Origin of the sequence: Neobacillus niacini (assembly GCF_046591715.1) — a bacterium.
Lineage (GTDB): Bacteria > Bacillota > Bacilli > Bacillales > Cytobacillaceae > Neobacillus > Neobacillus niacini_L.
This window is the reverse complement of record NZ_JAWVNQ010000002.1, coordinates 1-22,976: the sequence shown is the minus strand read 5'-3', so window position 1 is coordinate 22,976 and position 22,976 is coordinate 1. Positions and strand designations below refer to the sequence as shown.

The following is a 22,976-nucleotide window of genomic DNA, read 5'->3' as shown; positions in this document are numbered from 1 at the left end:
CATGGTCCTAGTGACCATGCCTCTTTTTTCATCTAATGATATCCAAATACTTTTCATTGCCCCCAGGACTACTATATGTCTACTCTCATAGTCTACTAGCTTCTACTAGAGACAGCAGTACCATGAATGGTAGACAAGATTTCTCTAAAGCTCTCCATATTCCAAGCAGCTCTTCCGATAAACAGGCCATTTACATCCTCGTTTTCAAGATAGCTCATGAAGTTAGTTTGATTAACGCTTCCTCCAAATAATATCGGAATAATTTTACCTCGTTCCCCAAACAATTCTACTAATATAGCACGTATATGTGAATGAACTTTGCCTACATAATCTGTCTCTGCGGGTTTTCCTGCTTCTCCTATCGCCCATACTGGCTCATAGGCAATCAAGACATTATCCACTTGATCTTTACTGATTCCTTGCAGTGTTACTTTCAATTGCGCTGAAATCACTTCTTCGGTAATTCCATGATCTTTATGCTGAAGATTCTCACCAATACAAATTAATGGTTTAAGACCGTGACGCAAGGCAGCCTTTGCTTTTTTATTAATATCCACGTCATTTTCATTATAATATTGTCTTCTTTCAGAATGGCCTAGTTCCACAAGATCCAGGCCAATTTCCGATAACATCATCGGCGAGATTTCACCTGTATAAGCTCCTTCTTCCTGCCAATGCATATTCTGGGCGCCTAATTTTAACCTGGAAGAACCAACGACATCTTTAATCGGCCATAATGAAGTGTAAGGCGGAATGATAAAGACCTCAACATTACTATCCAATTCCTCAACTATGCCGATTAATTCCTTCGTGTAACTAGTCCCTTCATGAAGGGATTTATGCATCTTCCAGTTGGTACCAATCCAAATCTTATTCATTTTTATCGCTCTCAGCTTTTTCTACCCATTGCACCATAGATTTGAAAATAATCCATACCGTAGTTGCACCCGCATCCTGAAAACCAATAGCACGTTCACCCATCGTTTTGGCACGGCCAAATTTAGCAACATAGTTCTTCGTATTTTCTACCCCAGCTGCTGCACTAGCTTCGGCTTGCTTTAAGGCATCAAGCAAATTCCTTCCTTGATCAAGACTAGCTTGTAACGACACAACTGCAGGTTCTAGTGCATCAATCATCGTTTTGTCACCTAAGTCAGCTTTACCACGCTCTTTTACACCTTTTAATCCATTTGTAAAAATAGTTGTCAGTAATTCTAAATTTAGCGAATCAAAGGAATCCATTTTTCTTACTCCACCACTGAACATGGTTCCAAAGATAACGCCAGAGGCGCCGCCCATGTTATTAATCATCGCTTTTCCAATTTCTTTAAAAATCCCATTAATATCAGAGTAATTTTCAACAGTTAATTTCTTATTGGCATTTGAAAAACCAACATGCATGCCGATACCATGATCTCCATCCCCAATGGCACTGTCTACCTCAGTTAACAGTGGTTTGTTGTTCATAACCTCTTCCCCAACATAAATCAGCATTTCTTTTGTTTGTTGAATTGTTAGTGAGTTTAATAGCGTCTTCATTTCCATTTTTATCTCCCCTTTTTCATATAAAACGGCGAATATGCCGGTTGATTATAGTATCCTTTTAATTCTTCATCCATGCGGAACAATGTAATTGAAGCACCGCCCATTTCTTGCGTTGTGCAATAACTATTTACATCTGTTTCATGGATTGTAATCCCTATACTTTCAAATACTTCAGCAATTCTTCGATTGATAATCATTAATTCCATTAACGTCGTTGCACCAAGGCCATTGACGAGCACACATACCTCATCACCACTTATAAGTGTCATATCTTTAATCAAATAATCTAGAAGCATATCTGTTAACTCATCAGCAGGTAATAGTTTGGTACGATTTATACCTGGCTCGCCGTGGATACCCATTCCAAATTCGATTTCATCGTCTGCTAGCTGGAAAGTGTACTTTCCTGTACCCGGGATCGACCCTGGTGTTAATGCAACTCCAATCGATCTTGTTGAGTCGTTGGCTTTTTGTGCTATGCGTGCTACTTCTTGGAGTGATAGTCCTGCCTCTGCAGCAGCGCCTGCAACCTTTATCACAAAAACATCCCCTGCTATTCCTCGGCGATCGTTTGCACGCTCTAACGGGGCAGATGCAACATCATCACAAACAATAACACTTTTTACCTCGATATCTTCCATTTCGCAGAGTTCTGAAGCCATATCAAAGTTCAAGGTATCTCCTGAGTAATTCCCATAGAGATAAATAACGCCTTTTCCTGAATCGATTGCTTTGGTTACTTCAACAATCGTGTTAGGTGTCGGTGCCGCAAAAACATTGCCAATAGCTGCGCCATCTGCCAGTCCCTCACCAACAAATCCAATAAATAATGGTTCATGACCGCTGCCGCCGCCAATCAGAATACCCACTTTGTCTTTTCGATTCTTACGTACGACCCCATTTACATCCTTCAACTTCTCGTAATCACTGCCGAATGCGGCTATAAACCCTTCTACCATTTCTGTTACAACATTTTCTGGGTCATTGATTATTTTTTTCATAATGGTTCCCTTCTGGATATACCCTGTTGTTTAAAAAATGCCTTTAAGCGTTTACATTTCAAGGCGAAAATAGATAAAAACTATTAATTTATATTTTCATTTTACTATTAATCATTCATGCGTGTCAATTCATTTATTATCGTTTATTTTCATTTTCTTTCATTTTATTTTCACTTATTGCATTTTCTCTATTAAACAAGCACTCCTAAGCCATGAATGGTTTGAGAAGTGCTTGTTCATTCTTTTATCATTAACATCCGCAGTCATTAAAACCAGGCTCTACTGTCATTATGCCAATCTGTTTTTCCTCCAATTTTCCACGATAATCTTTTGGAAGATCACAGTCTGTAATTATTATATCAATATCATCTATTGATGCAAAGGAAGCAATGGAGTGCTTGTTAATTTTGGTATGGTCCAGCAAGGCTACAACTTTCTTAGATGCCTTTACCATAGCTTTCTTCAGTTCCACTTCGTAAACACTAAAATCCATTAATCCCGCTTCAAGCGAAAAACCATTCGCTGAGGTAAACATTAGGTCAATATGAATTTTATCCAATATACTTACTCCCAAGCTCCCCTCTAATGAATAAGAACCTCTTTTCACAATACCGCCCAGCAAAATGACCGTAATATCAGGATGTTCATTTAACTCGAGTGCAGTATTTATACCGCTCGTGACAACGGTTAATTGAATGCGCATTTCTTTCAATAGCTTAGCCAGCTCCAGTGCCGTTGAGCTTGCGTCCAACATAATGCATTGTGAATTTGTAATCAATTCCAATGCCTGTTTGGCAATCAATGATTTTTCTTCTTTATTTTTCTTTTCTCGGCTCGAAAATCTAGTTTCATTTTCCAAATCCTCGACTAAAAGCGCACCGCCATGCGTTCTTTTTAACAGACCTTCTTCTTCCATTTTGGTAAGATCGGTTCTTAGTGTTGCTTCAGATACGTCCATTTCCTCAGATAATTCCTTTATCGTTACCCGCTGGCTCGCGTAAAGCTTTTCCATAATAATTTTTCTTCTCTCCGGTGCAAACATTTTAGACATCCATATCCCCCACAGTATCCGAATTTATTATCCATATTTATCATTAGAAGCACAAATGATACATATGTGCCTCAAAAATTAAAAGTATATAATACTCATATTACATCATATCTTTGTCAAAATGTAAGTATTTTGACACATAACGCAAAAAAATGAAAGTAAATAATAGTAGAAAAGTATTCAGGCAAATTTCAGCAAGAGGTTGGAAAGACGGGGATTTCACGCAGCTCTTACAAGAAAAATCTTATTTTATAAAGGTGAACCTTCAAAAGGTCCACCTTTATTGATTGTTCATTAAATTTTAAAGTATGGTGTATCACATGGAGCATCAAGCAATTCCTTTAACTCGTTATCTAATTTGATTAGAGTAATCGACATGCCGACCATATCCATAGATGTTGCATAGTTACCTACTAATGATTGATGGATTTTAATTCCTTTTTCTTCTAATACTTCCGCTACTCTTCTATAGCAAATATATTGATCCATTACCGGCAGCCCGCCAAGACCATTCACAAGTACAGAAACTTCTTCTTCAGCTTTAAGTTCAATATCTTCTAAAATATATCCAAGAATTTCGTCAACAACCTCATCAGCTGGTTTTAGCTTTGATCTGCGCACACCAGGTTCACCATGGATTCCCATACCCACTTCCATTTCCCCAGCATCCATTTGAAAGATATGTTGTCCTGTCGCTGGATGTGTGCAGGAAGATAGTGCAACCCCCATTGATCTAGTATTGTCATTTGCTTTTTCAGCGGCACGTTTTACTTCATCTAAATCAAGACCTTTTGCTGCGGCAGCTGCTGCTGCCTTAAAAACAAATACATCACCAGCTACCCCGCGTCGCTCTAGATGACTCTTTGATGAATACACATCATCTGTTACACGAACGGTTTCAACACGAATACCATCATCTTCTGCCATTTCAACCGCCATATCAAAATTCATCACATCACCTGAATAATTTCCATACATAAACAAGCAGCCTTTACCTGCATCCACCGCTTTTACTGCATTATAACAATGCTCTGGAGATGGAGACGTATTAATATTCCCAATGACAGCAGCGTCAGCAAAATCTTTTCCCACATAACCTAAGAATAAAGGTTCATGCCCGGAGCCTCCGCCAATAATGACACGTACCTTGCTTTCTTCACTCATTTTCTTACTAACAACCACACGACCATCCGTTTCATGCAGCTCAGCATAATTTTTGTTCGCTTTGCAATAGCCTTCTAGCATTTCCTCTACAACATCAAATCCATCATTTACTAATCTTTTAATAGCTGTTTTTTCTGCAACATCTTGATTTTTCATATTTTATCATCCTCACAGTTTTATAGTTTTTTATAAAAATAATGATAGTAAATATCCGCCAGCTATGCCGCCAACTACTGCTGCGGTAACATTGGTTAACGATTTCTTAACCTTTCCGCCGGTTAAGACTGAAGCGACAAACACACCAACACCCGCTGCCCACCCCATATCGACCCAGGCGTCGCCGCTTTGATGAATAAGCGGTTTGTCAATACCGTGGTTCATGGTCCATACGGTTCCGACGATAAACGCTGCGGCAACCCAGCCGCCAATCGGTCCCCAGTTTTCAACCATTTTGCCCCACATCATCCGTATCGCAAACGGAAAGATAAATCCACCAGCAATCGTTGTTACTGCCATTGCAACACTCATCCCCATTCCCCCCTTAAGCAGTCTTTTTCTGTTCTATAACGATTTCTGCATGTTCCACATTTTTCTTCGCCATGTCTTTCTCGATATACGCTGCAGCGACCCCGCCTGCAACCGCTCCGACCGTAACGAGCAGAATGGTTGGCAGTGAATCGACGAGTGTACTTGAACCATTCATGAAAAAGTCCCTCATCATTCCACAAATCGCAATACCAAGACCCATATCAACAAAAGCGGAGTCATCCTCATGATCAATTAAGCCTACATAGTGGTTCATGTACCACATTGGTCCGATAATAAAGAAAGCTGCAAGCACACCACCCATGAGTCCATACTTGCTAGAAAGCGGCCCCCAAACACTCATAACAATCATCCCAGCGATACAATATCCAATTACACCACGTGAAAACTTCATTTTGGTCACCTCACATAAAATAGGTATTTTATTTTGAAAAATATATTGCAAACTATCATTTTTAATTGTTTTCTTCCCTACCTCCCCCAACTAGTTTCCTCCGAGAAAGTGCTTTCATTTGTGTAAGCTTATTTTATCGTTTAGATTCGTTTATTGTCAATATCTTTTGTTTATTTATTTTTATTTTCATTTAACTTCTGATATAACATTGATTTTAATAGAATTATCGAAAGCTAATATCCTCAATGATAACAACATCTATAGTAATACGATTGTATTCATCGATATATTTTCGTTTATTTTCGTTTGTTAATAATTTTGTTGACATAAACGAAAATAAATGAAAAAATATGAGTAGATTAATTAAATAGGAGTGATAGTAATGAAAATTGGAATTGGATCAGATCACAACGCTTTCCGTATGAAAGAAGAATTAAGAAAATACGTTACTAGTTTAGGTCATGAAGTCGTAGATTACGGATGTTATTCTGAAGATGAAGTCGATTATCCAGGAGTAGCCTTTAATGTAGCAACAGATATTTCACAAGGTAAGCTTGAAAGAGGAATCCTTGTTTGCGGAACTGGTATCGGAATGTCCATCGCAGCGAATAAAGTCCCAAATATTCGTTCTGCTCAATGCCATGATGTTTTTTCTGCAGAGCGTGCCCAGCTTAGCAATAACGCACAAATTATCACTATCGGAGCAAAGGTAATCGGCGATGAACTTGCTAAACAAGTAGTGAAGGCCTACCTAAATGTTTCCTTCCAAGGTGGAAACTCTGCAAGAAAAATCGATCAAATCATGGATAAAGAGAAAGAATTTCTGCTTAGCGGTTTAAGCTGTTAATTTTTACAAAAGGAGAATATGAAATGAAATTTTTCCTCGATACAGCAAATGTAGAAGAAATCAAACGAATTTATACGTTAGGACTTGTCGATGGTGTGACAACAAACCCAACGATCATCGCCAAAGAAGGACGTCCATTTGAAGAAGTAATTAAAGAGATTTGCAGTATTGTAGATGGACCCGTTAGCGCAGAGGTCATTGGTCTAAAAGCAAAGGACATGATTAACGAGGCGCGCAGTATTGCCAAATGGGCGGATAATGTAGTTGTAAAACTTCCTATGACAGAGGAAGGATTGAAAGCGGTTCATATATTAGCAAAAGAAAACATTAAAACAAATGTCACGCTTATTTTTTCGGTCGCACAAGGCTTAATGGCGGCAAAAGCAGGCGCAACTTACATCAGCCCTTTCCTTGGCAGACTTGATGATATCGGAGTTGATGGCGTTGACCTGATTAAACGTTTAAAAACTGTCCTTGAGAACTATGGACTACAATCAGAAATCATTGCTGCAAGCGTTCGTCATATTGGCCATTTGGAATCTGCCGCAGAAGCAGGTTCACATATTGCCACTGTCCCAGGATCACTTTTCCCAAAGTTATGGGGTCACCCTTTAACAGATAAGGGAATTGAAAGCTTTTTAAAGGATTGGGACTCCTATAGTCAAACACTAGAGAATGCAGGTGAACAATATGCAACAGTTAGATAACCAAGTGGTTCAAGCACTTCGTGTGCTTTCCATTGATATGATTGAAAAATCAAACTCTGGCCATCCAGGTCTGCCAATGGGTGCAGCTCCAACAGTCACAGCATTATGGAAAAACCATCTCCAATTCAATCCAACAAATCCGAGCTGGTTTAACCGTGACCGTTTTATTTTATCCGCTGGACATGGTTCAGCATTAATGTACAGCTTACTCCATGTGTTCGGCTATGATATGCCCATGTCGGAATTACAGCAATTTCGTCAAATGGGAAGCCTTACTCCTGGCCACCCAGAATATAAACATACACCTGGTATAGACGCAACAACTGGACCACTGGGGCAAGGAATTGCAATGGGCGTCGGGATGGCAATGACGGAAGCCCATTTAGCTGCGAAATATAACCGTCCAAACTTCCCTGTTGTCGACCATTACACGTATTTATTATGCGGGGATGGTTGTTTAATGGAAGGAATCTCTTATGAGGCTGCTTCCCTAGCAGGTCACCTGCAATTAGGAAAGCTAATTTTGCTCTATGATTCAAATCAAATTTCATTAGATGGCAATTTAGATCAAGCGTTTTCAGAGAATATCGAGGCAAGATTCTCTTCCTGCGGCTGGCAAACATTAGTTGTTGAAGACGGAAACGATTTAGATGCCATAAACGAGGCAATTGCCCTGGCAAAACGTGAGAAAAACAAACCTGCCATCATTGAAGTAAAAACCGTAATCGGATACGGAAGTCCAAATAAAGCTGGAAAATCAGCTTCACACGGTTCCCCGCTCGGACCCGAAGAGGCTGCTTTAGCAAAGAAAAATTACAATTGGGAGCTTCCTCCTTTTACATTGCCAAAAGAAGTAGAGGAATTAAAATCATTATACCAGGAGCGAGGTATTCAAATAGAAGCAGAGTGGACACAGCTCTTAATCAAATTCTGTCAGGCGTATCCTGAACTTGCTGACGAGATTCAAGCGCTTGTTAATGGAAACTTGCCTGGAAATTGGGACGAGGCACTAAAGCTTTATTGTGATAGTGATAAAGCGCTTGCTACAAGAGAGGCATCGGGTATAGCCCTTAATCAAATTGCAGAAAATCTACCTACCCTTTTTGGAGGATCAGCAGATTTAGCTTCCTCAAACAAAACGATGCTTAAAAATGCTGGCGACTTTAGTGCTGTTAATTATGGAGGGAAAAATATTTGGTTTGGAGTTCGCGAATTTGCGATGGGCGGTATTCTTAACGGGATGGCCTTACATAGCGGTGTTCAGCCTTTTGGCGCTACATTCTTTGTCTTCTCAGATTACTTACGATCCGCTGTCCGCTCTGCAGCCTTAATGGGACTCCCGGTTACTTATGTAATGACACACGATTCAATTGCGGTCGGTGAAGATGGTCCAACACATGAACCGGTTGAACAACTCTCCTCCTTCCGAGCGATGCCTGGACTGACGGTGATTCGACCTGCAGATGGCAATGAAACAGTTGAGGCCTATCGCTATGCATTTTCTCAAAAGGAAAATCCAGTTATGCTTGTATTGAGCCGACAAAATTTACCAATCCTTCCAGGCAGTCATGAAAGAGCAAGAGACGGAATTTCAAAAGGTGCTTATGTTATCGCTGAATCAGAAGGAAGGCAAGCAGATATTATTTTAATTGGTACGGGTTCAGAAGTATCTCTTCTCGTTGAAGCGAAAAAGGTCCTTGCTGAACAAGGTATTGATTCTTCCGTTGTCAGCATGCCAAGCTGGGAATTATTCGATAAACAATCAGAAACATATAAAGAATTTGTCTTACCAGCCAGCAATCAACGTCGCTTAGCCTGTGAAATGGGCTCAACCCACGGCTGGCATAAATATGTTGGTCGCGAAGGCAAAATCATTGGTATAGATACTTTCGGTGCCTCCGCACCAGGAGACGAACTTATGAACCAGTTCGGATTTACAGTCGAAAATGTTGTAATTCAAGCCAAACAAGTCCTCTCTGCTGCAACGGTGAAAGCCAACTAATTTTTTCAGAAAGACTGTATAACTGTTATTTATGGTTCTACAGTCTTTCCTTTTTTTTAACTGAAAAGGAGGAAAACGTTTTGCAAACGAAAAGTAGAGTCTGCACACAAAACTTGGTAATGGATTTTCTTGCAGTATCTCAGCATGCTGCCATTGCTTCCTATCCTTGGATTGGCAAGGGAAATAAGATGGAAGCGGATGGGGCAGGCACAACTGCGATGCGCGATCGAATGATGCGTATCGATATGCACGGTAGAATTGTTATCGGCGAAGGCGAAATGGATGAAGCACCTATGCTTTATATAAATGAAGAGCTCGGAACTGGTAACGGCCCAGAGGTAGACATCGCCGTCGATCCTGTTGAAGGAACGACGTTAATGGCAAAGGGGCAGGAGAATTCACTTGCCGTTATCGCTGTCGCAAGTCGCGGTAGTTTGCTGCACGCCCCAGATATGTATATGAAAAAGATTGCTGTTGGCCCGAAAGCAAAGGGAGCCATCAACATTAATTTACCCTTATCGGAAAACCTAGCAGCTGTGGCGAAAGCACTCGGTAAAGATATTAGGGATATCAATGTGATGATTCAAGATAGACCTCGTCACCATGATTTAATGAATGAGGCAATCACAGCCGGAGCGCGTGTCAAATTGTTCTCGGATGTCGATATTACAGGTGCCATCGCAACAGCCATTAATGAAATAGATGTAGATTTATTAGTAGGAACTGGTGGTGCTCCAGAAGGCGTTATTGCTGCCACTGCCTTAAAATGCCTAGGAGGAGACTTCCAAGCTCAGCTTCTGCCGCAAGATGAAGCTGAACGAAATCGTTGTATCAAGATGGGAATCGTACATCCAGAAAAGACATTAACAATCGATGATCTCGTTAAATCAGATGACTGTTTCTTTGTGGCAACTGGAATAACAGATGGACCTCTTTTGAATGGGGTGAAGAAAACAGGCAATGGTACTATGAAGACCCACTCTCTCGTTATTGTCGGTGGAGAGATAAGGAGTTCTCAATCTGTTGAAGCTAGCTTTTATTAGTAGACTTCTTTGCTACACGAAACACTAAGGAAGAACTGGGTGCCTTGTAAAACGGCATCCATTTTTTTTGAGAATGAATTGGCATATATTTTTTCTTAGGATGAGCTTTGAGCAACCGATTTGATTAATAGACGGAAGAATTCCGCTTATTTTAGAAATAGTATCAAAACTAGCCTTAATAGACGGAGAGATTCCGCCTATTAACTTAAAAAACGTGAAAATGATTAAGTTTTTTCTAAATAACCGGAATGCCTCCGCCTATATCCCTCGAAAAGAGCTCCATTTTGCAAATAACCGGAATATCTCCGGTTATTTTACATTTCAAAATAACTGCAGACAACCTGACCTACTGCTTTCGCGGCTACCAAAAGCGCAGCTTCATCGATATCAAATTTCGGATGATGATTGAAGTAAGGATCTTCCACCCCTTTTGGTGTACAGGCAATGTAAAAGAAGCAAGCCGGGAATTTTTCAGCATAATAAGCAAAGTCTTCCGATGGAGCCATAGCCGGGAATTCCTTCACTTCTTTTATATCCGGGTCTTTCAGGCTGCGTAAACTCTCGGCCACGAATGCCGTTAGACGAGGGTCATTGTATAAAGGAGGATAATCTGGTGTATAGGTTAGCTCACAGGCAACGCCGAATTCTTCTTCAATTCCTCTTACCATCTTTTTCACTTCTTTTTCAATTGTGTCCTTTGTTTCTGTCGTCATATAGCGAATATCACCTTCAAGTTCAACACTGTCTTTAATCACGTTGAATGTCCCTTTTCCATCAAAAGATCCAATTGTAATAACCCCAACGTCGAACGGACTTAATCTCCGGCTGATGATTGTTTGCGCAGCAGTTACAAAATGCGCTCCGGCAACAATCGCATCGTTCGCGAGGTGAGGGGAAGAACCATGCCCTCCTCTTCCTTGAATCTTCAATTTCATGTAGGCACGTCCATTGAAAGAATACCCCGCATGATACCCGACTGTTCCACTAGGTCCCATCGGCAGCAAATGAATGCCAAAAACAACATCTAAATCATCAATCAATCCAGACTCGACAATACTTTTCGCTCCGCCTGGCGGGACTTCTTCTGCATGCTGGTGAATGATTTTAATAGTACCCGGAATGGAGTCTTTTAATTGGATAAGGCAGTCAGCCAAAACTAACAAGTAAGCCGTATGACCGTCATGACCGCACGCATGCATGACCCCTTTATTCTTAGACCGAAATGGCACTTCTGCTTCTTCTAAAATAGGAAGAGCATCAAAATCAGCCCGAAGACCAATGGTTTTTCCAGGCTTCCCTCCTGTAATAGTTACGATTATGCCATACCCATTCCCAACATTTGTTTGAAGATCAACATCTTTTCCTTTATAAAAATCTGCAATATATTGAGCTGTTTTTTCCTCTTTAAAAGAAAGCTCCGGATTCTCGTGTAAGTAGCGGCGGATCTCGATGATTTCTTCTTTCCGTGATTCTAACATTCTCATTAGATCGCTTTTCATCATTATCGTCTCCCTTTTCGATAGCAAGCTTAAAAGGTTCTTTCAATTAATGATTTTCTCTAAAATAAGACATCCTATTTAATATAAGAAAAAACGATACTTGTTATCCAAGGAACATATGTGTTGAAGGGAGTTCACTTAATGAAACTGTATCAAGTACGAAAAGGGCAATTTGTTTATTTTAACAATGAGTTACATAAGGTATACGGGGTAAAACCCATGTATAAACTATCGATTCACCTGATCAAGCTTAGGGATTTAACGCAGCATATTACCAATGCCGTCAGCGTTGAAAAATATAAACCAAAGGAACTCGACAGCTTTGTTTTTAATCATAAGGCCTATACGCTCAGCAGGGACCGAAAAGCAGCCGCAGGAGACTATATATTAATTCATAATCCCATGCCTGATTCCCTGGATACCTATACATTGAATGAAATTGAACTGGTCGAATCCTCGGATAACCACGGGGTTATCACCAGTAATTCACACGGGGTCAAACATAATGAGTACATGTTAATGGTTCCAGGACGTTCGGCTGACAGCAATCGCATCGATTATAAAGACAAGGTTTCGTTTGAAGAGGAGAGCTTGAGTGATGGAGAGGCGCTAACCGTGGACAGTGACCTTTTACCCTCGTTAGGAGATATCTATAAAATGAAAGACCAGCACTCATCCTTTGAATCGATGGTGGTCGCCATCAAAGACCAAACCGTTTACCTAGGAGGCGGATTAGAACTCACCCTCGAAGAACTGTTGAACACTGAAAAATGGGAGTTCCAATATAACCTCCTTGATAAGTGATTTACCTTTTAGCATTCTCCCAAAATACATCTGACACTAAGCAAGACTAGGAGGTTTCTATGGAAAACCAAAATAAAAAAGGTAACAGCGTTTTTATCATATCATTATTACTAACTCTGATTTTTATCGTATGGGGAGTCTTTTTTACCGATAACCTCGCAAAGGTTACCGATATCATTTACAATGGCTCGATCGATTACCTGGGGTGGGTCTATCTTGGAGCTACCTTGTTCTTCGTCATCTTTTCGATCTATTTACTGTTTTCTAAGTACGGAGATATTCGTCTCGGCAAAAAAACAGACCGTCCCGATTTTAACACGGCGTCCTGGCTCGCGATGTTATTTGGTGCTGGTATGGGGATTGGAATTGTGTACTGGAGTGTCGCTGAACCCGTCACTCACTATACATCTCCTCCCTATGGAAAAGGCTATACAGTGGATGCCGCCAATACAGCGATGCAATATACATTTTTCCATTGGGGACTAGACCCATGGGCAATTTACACAGTCATTGGTTTAGCTCTTGCCTTTTTTCAATACAATAAAAGGCTGCCCGCGGCCATAAGCTCCGCCTTTCATCCAATATTAGGAGATAAAATTTACGGTCCAATTGGAAAAACCATTGATATTCTATCAATCTTCGCAACCGTCTTTGGGATCGCGACATCTTTGGGCCTTGGCGCCATGCAGGTTACCGCCGGAATGCATGACATATTCGGCGTTCCCAATGAGTTATTTGTCCAAATGATTGTGATTGTGGTCGCAACGGTTATTTTTATCATTTCCATCAATACTGGGCTTGAAAGAGGGATCCAATACTTATCCAATGCAGCAATGATCTTATCTTTTGCGATTATGCTGCTGATTTTAATCGTGGGTCCAACGCTGACAGTCATTAAGGTATTTTTTAATACGACTGGCCTTTATATTAGTGACTTTATCCATATGAGTTTGAGGTTAAGGCCCTTTGGTGAAGGGGAATGGATTGCCTCCTGGACGCTATTTTACTGGGCATGGTGGATTGCCTGGGCACCATTTGTTGGTATGTTTATTGCCAGGGTTTCAAAAGGAAGAACAGTAAGGGAATTTGTCATTGGCGTCCTTGTTGTTCCTACGCTCGGAACTTGTCTATGGATGTCCATTTTTGGCGGCTCCGCGCTTGAGCTTGTTCAAAAAACTGGTAACGAAGATCTGGCAAAGTATATAACTGAAAACGTATCATTGGCAATCTTTACATTTTTTGATTATCTTCCATTAAGTTCCGTGTTAAGTATTTTAGGATTTGCCGTCGTAGCGATATATTATATAACCGTAGCCGATACTGCCACCTTTGTGTTAGGGATGCTGAGTGAAGGCGGTACATTAAATCCATCAAATAAGATAAAAATGACATGGGGGGTCATTCAATCCGCTTTAGCTGCCGTTTTACTATTAGCTGGCGGTTTGGATGTATTACAAACCGCTTCGATCGCGGCCGCCCTGCCTTTTGCGATTATCATGATTGTCATGTGTTTCTCATTACGAAAGGGGTTGAAAAGTGAAGTAGAACTTCAAAGGCGCAATAAAAGAAACTTGCATCAAACCTAAAAACTATCATCCAGACACAATATCATGTATGGTTAAGATAGTTATCTAATAAGGGATTGCAGTTTTTTTAGAAAAGTCAAAAAATGTTCAAAAAAATGTAATCTTTCTAGTTGACAAGACCATGGCTTTTAAGTAATAATAAACATTGTATTAGAATTATTCTAATTTAGGTATTACTATTTGTTGTGAACAATTCTCACAACAAAGGAAAAATGCAGTTCGCTTTTTCCCAACAAATTTTAGGAGGAAATAGATAATGTCATTAATCGGTAAAGAAATCCAAGCATTTACAGCAAACGCGTACCACAACGGAGATTTTATCACTGTTTCAGAAGCAAACTTTAAAGGTAAATGGAGCGTTGTATGCTTCTATCCTGCTGATTTCACATTCGTATGTCCTACTGAATTAGAAGACTTACAAAACGAATATGCAACATTAAAAGATCTTGGTGTTGAAGTATATTCTGTTTCAACTGATACTCACTTCACACACAAAGCATGGCACGATCACTCACCTGCTATCAGCAAAATTGAATATATTATGATTGGTGACCCATCTCAAAAAATTACTCGCGCTTTCGATGTTCTTGATGAAGAAGAAGGTCTTGCTCAACGTGGAACTTTCATCATCGATCCAGACGGCGTTGTACAAGCTATGGAAATCAATGCAGGCGGTATTGGCCGTGACGCAAGCACAATCGTGAACAAAATCAAAGCAGCACAATATGTACGCAACAATCCAGGCGAAGTTTGCCCTGCTAAATGGCAAGAAGGTTCTGAAACACTTAAGCCAAGCCTTGACCTTGTAGGAAAAATTTAAGGAGTAGATTAAAAATGTTACTAGATGCAGATATAAAAGCTCAGTTATCCCAGTATCTTCAACTGATGGAAGGTGAGATCCTTCTTAAAGTTAGCGCAGGAACCGATGACGTCTCTCGCGACATGCTGCTATTAATTGATGAATTGGCAAACATGTCTTCTAACATTAAGGTTGAGAAAACAGAACTAGAGAGAACACCAAGCTTTAGTGTAAACCGCATCGGTGAAGACACTGGTGTTACCTTTGCTGGTATTCCTCTAGGACATGAATTCACTTCCTTAGTACTCGCTCTCTTGCAGGTTAGCGGAAGAGCACCAAAGGTTGATCAAAAAGTCATCGACCAAATTAAAGCCATTAAAGGCGAATACCGCTTTGAATCTTACATCAGCTTAACCTGCCACAACTGTCCTGATGTTGTACAAGCCTTGAACATCATGAGCGTTCTCAACCCTGGTATTTCCCATACCATGATTGATGGTGCAGCATACAAAGCAGAGGTTGAAGCAAAAGACATTATGGCAGTTCCAACTGTTTTCCTAAATGGTGAAAACTTTGGCGGCGGCCGTATGACGATTGAAGAAATCCTTGCTAAAATGGGATCTGGAACAGATGCTTCCGAGCTATCTGATAAGGAACCATTTGATGTGTTAGTTGTCGGCGGCGGACCAGCTGGTGCAAGTGCAGCGATTTATGCAGCTCGTAAAGGTATCCGTACCGGTATCGTTGCTGAACGCTTTGGCGGTCAAGTAATGGATACAATGGGTATTGAGAACTTTATTGGTACGAAATATACAGAAGGTCCAAAAGTAGCAGCAAGTCTTGAAGAGCATGTCAAAGAATACGACATCGATGTCATGAATCTTCAGCGTGCGAAATCCCTAGAAAAGAATGAATTCGTTGAAGTTGAACTTGAAAACGGTGCAGTTCTAAAAAGTAAAACCGTTATCCTATCAACAGGTGCCCGCTGGCGTAATGTCGGCGTTCCAGGTGAAGCTGAGTTCAAGAACAAAGGTGTAGCATATTGCCCGCACTGTGACGGTCCTCTTTTCGAGGGAAAACGCGTAGCTGTTATTGGCGGCGGTAATTCTGGTATTGAAGCGGCCATCGACCTAGCGGGAATCGTTAAGCATGTAACCGTCCTTGAGTTTGCAGCGGAATTGAAAGCTGATGCCGTACTGCAGGACCGTTTATACAGCCTGCCAAACGTAACAGTAATCAAGAATGCTCAAACAAAAGAAATCACGGGTACTGACAAAGTAAATGGTATCTCTTATATGGATCGTGAAACTGAAGAAATTAAGCATATTGAATTAGAAGGTATTTTCGTTCAAATCGGTCTTGTTCCAAACACAGACTGGTTAGGAGAAAATATTGAACGTACTCGTATGGGTGAAATTGTTGTCGACAAACATGGCGCAACAAGCATCCCTGGCGTATTTGCCGCAGGTGACTGTACAGATAGTGCTTATAAGCAAATCATTATCTCAATGGGATCTGGTGCAACAGCAGCCTTAGGTGCGTTTGATTACCTGATTCGCAATTAATATGTTAAAGGACTCGTCAACTTGACGAGTCCTTTTTTCGTAATAGACGGAGGAATTCCGCTTAATTTGTAAAAAGTAATAAAAATAGCTTAAATAAACGGAGAGAATCCCCCTATTGCCTTCAAAAACTTGAAAAAGAAGAATCTTTTTTTACATAGCCGGAAATTCTCCCCTTATATCCCCCGAAATTGGCTCCATTCTGCATCTAAGAGGAAAATCTCCGCTTATCTTACTTTCGCAAGCTATTCAATTAAGGATTTAGGTTCACTTAGCAAAGAGCGCTTGTATTTCATCAATCGAGCTATTTAAAAAATCCTGCAGCCTCTGTAAAAATGACTGTCCTTCCTCTGATTGCAAAAATGTAGAGATTTCACTTAATTGTTCTTTAACCTGGTTCCAGTCAATATCCATTCCCTTCAGACCGTTGAAGAATTCTACTAATTTATCTATCTCTGCATCTGTTAACGTAATCCCCAGCTCCGCTGCCACCTGTTCAATAAGTGCGCGCAGGTCAGCTTCTGTTTTCGGTTCATTCTTAGATATTTCTTCTTTTACTTTTCCCATTAGAAGAGCGGCATTATCTGCTCCAATCGAGTCACCAAGCTGTGCAGTTTTCACCATTTCCTCATTTGCTGCTTTTTTAATTTTTTCCGGAATTTCTTTATTCGTTGTGGTTTCATAAGCTTTTATAATACCTGTCAAGGCAGCTGTACCGGAAACATCAAACGGAGCTGAAATCCTTATGACTGCATCCTTTACACCAGCTGTAGTTAAGGCATTGATATACATCTCATCCGTAACCCATGTAATATTGCTCGTTTCTACATCTAACCCGGAACCTTTCGCACCCATGGTTATGCTCGCGGATGAGATCGCACGTGAGCCAATTTGTGCCTTAGGAATAAACTCCCCTAAATAATCATGCTCTTCTTGATTGGATACCGTAATTCTCTGTGCATTTTCCGGTACCTCTAACTCTATTAACAGCTCATTTTTTTGCTGTTCCGTTAGGTTTTCCCCTAAGGAAACGATACTATCTCCTTCTACTGCATCTGCAAAACTTATAGACGGAACTGCTAATAGCATCATTATCGTAAGCAACAGTGTTTGTAGTTTTCGATTCATAAAAAAACCTCCTTTATTACATGAAGCCATTCATATAAATGGTTCATGCTGGCCAATTTATTTATTGAAAAATTGGCTTTGCATTATCGTAACATAGTGTTTTGGGATTTTATGAAAAGAATAGGTTACATTTATGCAAATTCAATTAAGACTGTTACATAGTAGATAGTTATGTTACTGCCATTAGTTAAAAATACAAAAAGCTTACAGAATATGACCTTGATAGCCGTTTTATTACAGTGATAACCATTCTGAGTCACGCAGATAAAAACATTAGTTCGATAAAAACACAATTATAGTACTGTTAACGATTAGTAACACCATAGAAAGGAAGAGTCAAAGACTTTCTTGAAAACCACAGAATTATGCTGGTAATGCAGGCAAGACCTTAAATTTAGCTGTTTGTTTCAAGCTGCTAAATTTAAGGACTTTTTCAAGCACAATTAAATTTCATTTAAATGATTTCTGTTAATGGATTGTGGGGGTTGTTCTAGCCAGCCTCGATTTATCAACACCTCAATCCCTTCCCCGCCATAACTCGTAATGTCTGTCAATAGTAAAGTATATTGAAGGACTAAATCCTTTCTCATGGTGGTAGACAAAGCATAGGCCAACAAATAAATACCTGTTGAAGTGGTTGTGCTGACAAGATACATAATGAGCTTATCTGAAAATGGAGAAATTGCAGAATCTGTTACTTCCATACTGACAGGAATGTTACCTAGATGACCTTCCTTTTTTAAAATCTTATTTAAAACATCAATTTGTTTTTCAGCTAATTTTTTCCCTTTCAGTAAATATTCCTTTATTTCCTTATCTTTCATTACTTGGATTAATCCAATTAAAAGTATTAACCCTATATAATTTCTTTCAATGGTATAAAAAATTTCACCCAGCTCTATTACATTTAATGGGTTCTTCTCACCAAACATTGAGCCTATAATGGTCTGTTGTTTTTTTGTAAACTCTACTTCCTTGGGATAAGGTATTTTAGGCGGCCTGTCATAGATTCCTTTAGAAAGCATTAAATTTAGGGATTTCTTATATAAATTAGTCTTTGTTTTGAGACATTCATCAAAAAATTCAACGACATCGTTCCTTGCTACCTTTGTGAGAGCTGTAGCGAAATAAGGAACTGTCAGTTGACCCGCACGATAAACAAAACTTAGAGCAAATAAATCTGTAAAAAGGGCAGGAGCTGATAGATCAACATCTTTATCAGAAAATCCCTTTGGGATAGGAAAATCCTCCTCAAGAAAGATGGATTCAATTTTATTCAATTGTGACTGTTCCAACAACAAAGCTTCTTCTATAATTGGTTTTATTTCAGAATCCTGAAGATATTGGAGAAAGTGTATATAAAAGCAGATTGTTGCAGTATTTTGTATATATGTAGTCCATAGTACTGTAATCTCCGGAGTCGTTAACTGAATATTTCGCTCTTTCATTTTTATCTCCCTATAGTGTAATAATGTATGATTATAGAATGTGATAATTTAAATAACATTATTCCCTAGAGGAAACGTAGAAATCGTATTGGACTAAAAAGACTAGCAAAGAAAATTAGAAAAGCTAGGTCTCATTTTCTATTTACAGGAACATTAGTTCGATAAAAACACAACTATAGTAACTGGTTTAATAGATTCTGAATTGTTAAACTATTAATAACTCCCTAGAATTCACTTAAAAACCAATTCTGTCAGGAGGGATACGAATGGAACAAATAGTACGTTTAATTCCGTATCAAGTGAATGAAGTGGTTGAAGTGGTATCTGAGGTACCAAAAGGGATTGAGATGATTGGAGCTCCAATCATCTGGGAGAAAACGAAAGGTAAGGGGATTACAGTTGCAATATTGGATACAGGCTGTGATGTTTCCCATCCTGATCTGAGTGAAGTGATTATCGGCGGACGGAACTTCACGCATGATGACAATGGAAATCCTGAAGTATACATTGACTACAACGGCCATGGAACACATGTGGCGGGCACCATTGCAGCTGTCCAAAACAATAACGGAGTCGTTGGTGTGGCACCAGAAGCAAATTTACTGATTTTAAAAGTGCTCGATAAAGATGGTTCAGGACAATATGACTGGATCCTCAACGGCATTAACTATGCCGTTGAACAGCAAGTGGATATTATCTCTATGAGCCTGGGTGGTTCTCGAGATTTACCAGAGCTGCATCAAGCGATTCAAAACGCTATCGCCCATCAAATTCTTGTCGTATGTGCAGCTGGAAATGAGGGTGATGGACAGGATTCTTCAGATGAATTCTCCTATCCTGCTTCCTACAATGAAGTCATCAGTGTCGGAGCCATAGATCTCGAGCGTCGTTCCTCTAACTTTTCTAATTCGAATAATGAAGTCGACTTAGCAGCGCCTGGTGAAGAAATCCTCTCAACCTATTTAAACGGCAGATATGCAAAACTATCAGGAACTTCAATGGCAACTCCGCATGTATCAGGAGCCCTTGCACTCATTAAAGATAGTGTCACAAAGAAATTCGAGCGAAATCTGACAGAGCCTGAGCTTTATGCTCAGTTAATAAAGAGGACCGTTCCACTAGGAAACTCGCCAAAACTTGAAGGTAATGGACTCTTGAATTTGACCGTAGAGGCCTACTTGTCAGATGTGTTTAAGGAAAAATTATCTGCTCAGGTGTTGAAATGGTAAAGGAAAAGCAACTCCACTTAGCAGCTCTTAAATAGCAAAAATAAAGGTGCCTACTATCATAAATAGGCACCTTTGTTGTTATATATGTAGATGTATTCTATTATTCTACCTACTAATTACATAATGTTGGATTTCATCCCATCCCATTAAAAACACTCTGATTTTTAAATGCCTCAAATGGAACCATCATCTTCCCTTCGTCAATCCCTGTACCTCGTTTTTTAGAACCTTCCATAAGGTCATAGAAATCCTGGTAGGTCTCTGCAAATTCTTTGAATTTCGTTTTGCTTTTTTCAACATTCTCATTTGTTGTATAAAAGATGTCTAATCCCATATCATAAGGCAATTCAGTGGAGAATAGGTTAGAAAAGGCTTCATATTCCTTTTCGACGTTAATATTTGGTGATAGATATTCATTTACAACTATATCGATGACAATTGGATAGCCAGGGATTTCTTCTTTATATCGTTCAAGTGAAAAATCTTTTTTATTCGTAATACTGCTCTCTCCCCACCCGACATAGACTTTAATGGCATAGTTTTGGTATAGATTTTTCGCCACAGTCTCCACACGATCGCTAATTTCTTTTTCTGCTAGAACTTGTATGTATTCATCAATGATCCAGGTACCATTCTTACCGATTTTTGCTAAAAATTTCAAACTGGGGTCATAAAGAGGGGCAGCAGTTACTTCAAATGTATCGTTTTCCAAAACATCATATCTCTTGCCTATCGCAAGGATCTCAAATTCTTCATTATATTTTTCTTCCAGGAGTTTTTTTGCTACTTCATCATCTCTTTGGCTTGAACACGCATTCAAGATGAATACAGTAATAACTAGTAATAGTAACATACTTATACGTTTTAATTTCACCAAACCACCCTTTCAAAAAACTGACAATAAAAAATCATTATACAATAATGACTTTTTTTATACATCTATCCTTAGACATAAAAAACCACCTTAAAAAGGTGGTTTTAATTGTTGTATGTAAAATTATTGGAGCGGGTGATGAGAATCGAACTCACAACATCAGCTTGGAAGGCTGAGGTTTTACCACTAAACTACACCCGCATATTAACATTTGGAGGCAACACCCGGATTCGAACCGGGGATAAAGGTTTTGCAGACCTCTGCCTTACCACTTGGCTATGCTGCCCAATTGTTAAAGAGCTAACCCAATTTCACTAAAGTGAAATCCTAAGGCTATTTCTAATAAAAATAACTTGGTGGAGGGGGACGGATTCGAACCGCCGAACCCAGAGGGAGCGGATTTACAGTCCGCCGCGTTTAGCCACTTCGCTACCCCTCCATTATAAATTTTAAAAAAAATGATGGCTCAGGACGGAATCGAACCGCCGACACAAGGATTTTCAGTCCTTTGCTCTACCGACTGAGCTACTGAGCCATACAATCTATATCTATATCAACAGTAGAGTTAACCTACTGATATAAAAAATGGCGGTCCGGACGGGACTCGAACCCGCGACCTCCTGCGTGACAGGCAGGCATTCTAACCAACTGAACTACCGGACCAATGTTTTCTTGAAAAAGCAGCGTCAATAAAAAAAGTTGCTGAAGTAATAATATGGCGGAGGAAGAGGGATTCGAACCCCCGCGCGGTTTAACCCGCCTGTCGGTTTTCAAGACCGATCCCTTCAGCCGGACTTGGGTATTCCTCCGAATTATAAGTGGAGCCTAGCGGGATCGAACCGCTGACCTCCTGCGTGCAAAGCAGGCGCTCTCCCAGCTGAGCTAAGGCCCCGTATACTTTATTGTTTAGAATGGTCGGGAAGACAGGATTCGAACCTGCGACCCCTTGGTCCCAAACCAAGTGCTCTACCAAGCTGAGCTACTTCCCGTTATATATGGCGCGCCCGAAAGGAGTCGAACCCATAACCTTCTGATCCGTAGTCAGACGCTCTATCCAATTGAGCTACGGGCGCAATATAATCATAACTATTTAGCTTAAAAAATGGTGCGGGTGAAGGGAGTCGAACCCCCACGCCTTGCGGCGCCAGATCCTAAGTCTGGTGCGTCTGCCAATTCCGCCACACCCGCATATAATGAAAATGTTTTGCTAGAACTAATGAAAAAATGGTGCCGGCGAGAGGACTTGAACCCCCAACCTACTGATTACAAGTCAGTTGCTCTACCAATTGAGCTACCCCGGCAAATAATGTAGATATTTTTCTTGGTGAAATTTTGAAAGTTATTTTCACTATCGTGAAAAAACTATGGTGGAGGATGACGGGATCGAACCGCCGACCCTCTGCTTGTAAGGCAGATGCTCTCCCAGCTGAGCTAATCCTCCATTTTGATTGGGACTTGTTTTTGCTTTCGCGGAAGGAACGGTATTTTCGCTGTCGCGAAAAAAAGTTGGTGACCCCTACGGGATTCGAACCCGTGTTACCTCCGTGAAAGGGAGGTGTCTTAACCACTTGACCAAGGGGCCGGAACTGATTTTGAGAAAAAAAATAGCCCCAATGGGGTAGCCTGGCAACGTCCTACTCTCACAGGAACTTTCGTTCCAACTACCATCGGCGCTGAGAAGCTTAACTTCCGTGTTCGGTATGGGAACGGGTGTGACCTTCTCGCCATTATTGCCAGACTTATTTTG

The 22,976-nt window shown here is 40.2% G+C and carries 20 protein-coding genes, 13 tRNA genes and 1 rRNA gene; 9 read left to right on the top strand and 25 right to left on the bottom strand.

Features of this window, described 5'->3' with window-relative positions; translation table 11 throughout:
* Positions 1-95: 95 nt before the first annotated feature.
* The 7 genes from SFC47_RS07530 to SFC47_RS07500 all read right to left on the bottom strand — a co-directional run bounded on the left by SFC47_RS07530 (position 96) and on the right by SFC47_RS07500 (position 5,701).
* The gene (locus SFC47_RS07530) at positions 96-878 is read right to left on the bottom strand and encodes a triose-phosphate isomerase (protein ID WP_411253657.1); all 783 of its coding nucleotides are present in this window, start codon (positions 876-878) and stop codon (positions 96-98) included.
* Entirely contained in the window at positions 871-1,545 is a 675-nt protein-coding gene (dhaL, locus tag SFC47_RS07525) for a dihydroxyacetone kinase subunit DhaL (RefSeq protein ID WP_411253656.1), read from the bottom strand. The genes SFC47_RS07530 and dhaL overlap by 8 nt, the downstream gene beginning before the upstream one ends.
* A gap of 2 nt (positions 1,546-1,547) precedes the next feature.
* On the bottom strand, positions 1,548-2,546 hold the full coding sequence (locus SFC47_RS07520) for a dihydroxyacetone kinase subunit DhaK (RefSeq protein ID WP_411253655.1): 999 nt from the start codon (positions 2,544-2,546) through the stop codon (positions 1,548-1,550).
* 250 nt (positions 2,547-2,796) lie between these two features.
* A complete protein-coding gene (locus SFC47_RS07515) occupies positions 2,797-3,597 on the bottom strand; it encodes a DeoR/GlpR family DNA-binding transcription regulator (protein WP_411253654.1) in 801 nt (266 codons plus the stop codon).
* A 294-nt stretch (positions 3,598-3,891) separates the two neighbouring features.
* Positions 3,892-4,884, bottom strand: a complete 993-nt coding sequence (locus SFC47_RS07510) for a dihydroxyacetone kinase subunit DhaK (protein ID WP_411254084.1) — start codon at positions 4,882-4,884, stop codon at positions 3,892-3,894.
* A gap of 63 nt (positions 4,885-4,947) precedes the next feature.
* Complete coding sequence (locus SFC47_RS07505; protein ID WP_411253653.1) at positions 4,948-5,289, bottom strand: Lin0368 family putative glycerol transporter subunit; 342 nt, start codon at positions 5,287-5,289, stop codon at positions 4,948-4,950.
* A gap of 13 nt (positions 5,290-5,302) precedes the next feature.
* Positions 5,303-5,701, bottom strand: coding sequence for a Lin0368 family putative glycerol transporter subunit (locus SFC47_RS07500; RefSeq protein ID WP_411253652.1), 399 nt, complete (start codon positions 5,699-5,701; stop codon positions 5,303-5,305).
* Between the two features lie 382 nt (positions 5,702-6,083).
* Between SFC47_RS07500 and rpiB the strand changes: the two genes are divergently transcribed.
* The 4 genes from rpiB to glpX all read left to right on the top strand — a co-directional run bounded on the left by rpiB (position 6,084) and on the right by glpX (position 10,300).
* Positions 6,084-6,548: a ribose 5-phosphate isomerase B gene (gene rpiB / locus SFC47_RS07495; protein WP_411253651.1), complete on the top strand. Its 465-nt coding sequence runs from the start codon at positions 6,084-6,086 to the stop codon at positions 6,546-6,548.
* Positions 6,549-6,571: 23 nt separating this feature from the next.
* Positions 6,572-7,255, top strand: coding sequence for a fructose-6-phosphate aldolase (gene fsa, locus SFC47_RS07490; protein ID WP_411253650.1), 684 nt, complete (start codon positions 6,572-6,574; stop codon positions 7,253-7,255).
* A complete protein-coding gene (tkt, locus tag SFC47_RS07485) occupies positions 7,239-9,257 on the top strand; it encodes a transketolase (protein ID WP_411253649.1) in 2,019 nt (672 codons plus the stop codon). Before fsa ends, tkt begins: the two co-directional genes overlap by 17 nt.
* Before the next feature lie 119 nt (positions 9,258-9,376).
* Positions 9,377-10,300: a class II fructose-bisphosphatase gene (gene glpX, locus SFC47_RS07480; RefSeq protein WP_411254083.1), complete on the top strand. Its 924-nt coding sequence runs from the start codon at positions 9,377-9,379 to the stop codon at positions 10,298-10,300.
* A gap of 314 nt (positions 10,301-10,614) precedes the next feature.
* On the opposite strand, the gene SFC47_RS07475 is transcribed toward glpX, so the two are convergent.
* Entirely contained in the window at positions 10,615-11,799 is a 1,185-nt protein-coding gene (locus SFC47_RS07475; RefSeq protein ID WP_411254082.1) for an amidohydrolase, read from the bottom strand.
* Between the two features lie 141 nt (positions 11,800-11,940).
* Between SFC47_RS07475 and SFC47_RS07470 the strand changes: the two genes are divergently transcribed.
* The 4 genes from SFC47_RS07470 to ahpF all read left to right on the top strand — a co-directional run bounded on the left by SFC47_RS07470 (position 11,941) and on the right by ahpF (position 16,553).
* Positions 11,941-12,603, top strand: coding sequence for a hypothetical protein (locus SFC47_RS07470; protein WP_411253648.1), 663 nt, complete (start codon positions 11,941-11,943; stop codon positions 12,601-12,603).
* Between the two features lie 59 nt (positions 12,604-12,662).
* Positions 12,663-14,189 carry a glycine betaine uptake BCCT transporter gene (locus tag SFC47_RS07465; protein WP_411253647.1) on the top strand — a complete coding sequence of 509 codons (1,527 nt, stop codon included), beginning with the start codon at positions 12,663-12,665 and terminating at the stop codon, positions 14,187-14,189.
* A gap of 256 nt (positions 14,190-14,445) precedes the next feature.
* Positions 14,446-15,009, top strand: coding sequence for an alkyl hydroperoxide reductase subunit C (ahpC, locus tag SFC47_RS07460; protein WP_411253646.1), 564 nt, complete (start codon positions 14,446-14,448; stop codon positions 15,007-15,009).
* A 14-nt stretch (positions 15,010-15,023) separates the two neighbouring features.
* Positions 15,024-16,553, top strand: a complete 1,530-nt coding sequence (gene ahpF, locus SFC47_RS07455) for an alkyl hydroperoxide reductase subunit F (protein WP_411253645.1) — start codon at positions 15,024-15,026, stop codon at positions 16,551-16,553.
* A 264-nt stretch (positions 16,554-16,817) separates the two neighbouring features.
* Here the strand turns inward: ahpF and SFC47_RS07450 are convergent, their stop codons facing one another.
* Positions 16,818-17,678 carry a DUF1002 domain-containing protein gene (locus tag SFC47_RS07450; RefSeq protein WP_411253644.1) on the bottom strand — a complete coding sequence of 287 codons (861 nt, stop codon included), beginning with the start codon at positions 17,676-17,678 and terminating at the stop codon, positions 16,818-16,820.
* A gap of 443 nt (positions 17,679-18,121) precedes the next feature.
* The gene (locus SFC47_RS07445; protein WP_411253643.1) at positions 18,122-19,126 is read right to left on the bottom strand and encodes a DUF3231 family protein; all 1,005 of its coding nucleotides are present in this window, start codon (positions 19,124-19,126) and stop codon (positions 18,122-18,124) included.
* Between the two features lie 266 nt (positions 19,127-19,392).
* On the opposite strand from SFC47_RS07445, the gene SFC47_RS07440 reads away from it, so the two are divergent.
* Positions 19,393-20,355, top strand: coding sequence for a S8 family peptidase (locus SFC47_RS07440; protein ID WP_411253642.1), 963 nt, complete (start codon positions 19,393-19,395; stop codon positions 20,353-20,355).
* A gap of 133 nt (positions 20,356-20,488) precedes the next feature.
* Here the strand turns inward: SFC47_RS07440 and SFC47_RS07435 are convergent, their stop codons facing one another.
* The 15 genes from SFC47_RS07435 to rrf all read right to left on the bottom strand — a co-directional run bounded on the left by SFC47_RS07435 (position 20,489) and on the right by rrf (position 22,967).
* Positions 20,489-21,229, bottom strand: coding sequence for a hypothetical protein (locus tag SFC47_RS07435; protein ID WP_411253641.1), 741 nt, complete (start codon positions 21,227-21,229; stop codon positions 20,489-20,491).
* Positions 21,230-21,356: 127 nt separating this feature from the next.
* Positions 21,357-21,430: transfer RNA gene (locus SFC47_RS07430), tRNA-Gly, on the bottom strand.
* 11 nt (positions 21,431-21,441) lie between these two features.
* Positions 21,442-21,515, bottom strand: a tRNA-Cys gene (locus SFC47_RS07425).
* A gap of 68 nt (positions 21,516-21,583) precedes the next feature.
* Positions 21,584-21,668: transfer RNA gene (locus SFC47_RS07420), tRNA-Tyr, on the bottom strand.
* A 23-nt stretch (positions 21,669-21,691) separates the two neighbouring features.
* Positions 21,692-21,764 (bottom strand) — tRNA-Phe (locus SFC47_RS07415).
* 51 nt (positions 21,765-21,815) lie between these two features.
* Positions 21,816-21,892 (bottom strand) — tRNA-Asp (locus SFC47_RS07410).
* Positions 21,893-21,945: 53 nt separating this feature from the next.
* A tRNA-Ser gene (locus SFC47_RS07405) sits at positions 21,946-22,038 on the bottom strand.
* Between the two features lie 10 nt (positions 22,039-22,048).
* A tRNA-Ala gene (locus SFC47_RS07400) sits at positions 22,049-22,121 on the bottom strand.
* Between the two features lie 20 nt (positions 22,122-22,141).
* Positions 22,142-22,218 (bottom strand) — tRNA-Pro (locus tag SFC47_RS07395).
* Positions 22,219-22,225: 7 nt separating this feature from the next.
* A tRNA-Arg gene (locus SFC47_RS07390) sits at positions 22,226-22,302 on the bottom strand.
* A 30-nt stretch (positions 22,303-22,332) separates the two neighbouring features.
* Positions 22,333-22,417, bottom strand: a tRNA-Leu gene (locus tag SFC47_RS07385).
* Positions 22,418-22,454: 37 nt separating this feature from the next.
* A tRNA-Thr gene (locus SFC47_RS07380) sits at positions 22,455-22,530 on the bottom strand.
* A gap of 64 nt (positions 22,531-22,594) precedes the next feature.
* Positions 22,595-22,670, bottom strand: a tRNA-Val gene (locus SFC47_RS07375).
* 66 nt (positions 22,671-22,736) lie between these two features.
* Positions 22,737-22,811 (bottom strand) — tRNA-Glu (locus SFC47_RS07370).
* A gap of 39 nt (positions 22,812-22,850) precedes the next feature.
* Positions 22,851-22,967 (bottom strand): 5S ribosomal RNA (gene rrf, locus SFC47_RS07365).
* Positions 22,968-22,976 lie beyond the last annotated feature (9 nt).

Bases quoted from the DNA above. Each gene is read 5' to 3' on its own strand.
- fsa (WP_411253650.1), top strand. From the start codon at position 6,572: ATGAAATTTTTCCTCGATACAGCAAATGTAGAAGAAATCAAACGAATT.
- glpX (WP_411254083.1), top strand. From the start codon at position 9,377: ATGGATTTTCTTGCAGTATCTCAGCATGCTGCCATTGCTTCCTATCCT.
- SFC47_RS07440 (WP_411253642.1), top strand. From the start codon at position 19,393: ATGGAACAAATAGTACGTTTAATTCCGTATCAAGTGAATGAAGTGGTT.
- SFC47_RS07475 (WP_411254082.1), bottom strand. From the start codon at position 11,799: ATGAAAAGCGATCTAATGAGAATGTTAGAATCACGGAAAGAAGAAATC.
- SFC47_RS07465 (WP_411253647.1), top strand. From the start codon at position 12,663: ATGGAAAACCAAAATAAAAAAGGTAACAGCGTTTTTATCATATCATTA.
- dhaL (WP_411253656.1), bottom strand. From the start codon at position 1,545: ATGGAAATGAAGACGCTATTAAACTCACTAACAATTCAACAAACAAAA.
- SFC47_RS07520 (WP_411253655.1), bottom strand. From the start codon at position 2,546: ATGAAAAAAATAATCAATGACCCAGAAAATGTTGTAACAGAAATGGTA.
- tkt (WP_411253649.1), top strand. From the start codon at position 7,239: ATGCAACAGTTAGATAACCAAGTGGTTCAAGCACTTCGTGTGCTTTCC.
- SFC47_RS07450 (WP_411253644.1), bottom strand. From the start codon at position 17,678: ATGAATCGAAAACTACAAACACTGTTGCTTACGATAATGATGCTATTA.
- SFC47_RS07470 (WP_411253648.1), top strand. From the start codon at position 11,941: ATGAAACTGTATCAAGTACGAAAAGGGCAATTTGTTTATTTTAACAAT.
- ahpC (WP_411253646.1), top strand. From the start codon at position 14,446: ATGTCATTAATCGGTAAAGAAATCCAAGCATTTACAGCAAACGCGTAC.
- SFC47_RS07515 (WP_411253654.1), bottom strand. From the start codon at position 3,597: ATGTCTAAAATGTTTGCACCGGAGAGAAGAAAAATTATTATGGAAAAG.
- rpiB (WP_411253651.1), top strand. From the start codon at position 6,084: ATGAAAATTGGAATTGGATCAGATCACAACGCTTTCCGTATGAAAGAA.
- ahpF (WP_411253645.1), top strand. From the start codon at position 15,024: ATGTTACTAGATGCAGATATAAAAGCTCAGTTATCCCAGTATCTTCAA.
- SFC47_RS07530 (WP_411253657.1), bottom strand. From the start codon at position 878: ATGAATAAGATTTGGATTGGTACCAACTGGAAGATGCATAAATCCCTT.
- SFC47_RS07445 (WP_411253643.1), bottom strand. From the start codon at position 19,126: ATGAAAGAGCGAAATATTCAGTTAACGACTCCGGAGATTACAGTACTA.
- SFC47_RS07500 (WP_411253652.1), bottom strand. From the start codon at position 5,701: ATGAAGTTTTCACGTGGTGTAATTGGATATTGTATCGCTGGGATGATT.
- SFC47_RS07505 (WP_411253653.1), bottom strand. From the start codon at position 5,289: ATGAGTGTTGCAATGGCAGTAACAACGATTGCTGGTGGATTTATCTTT.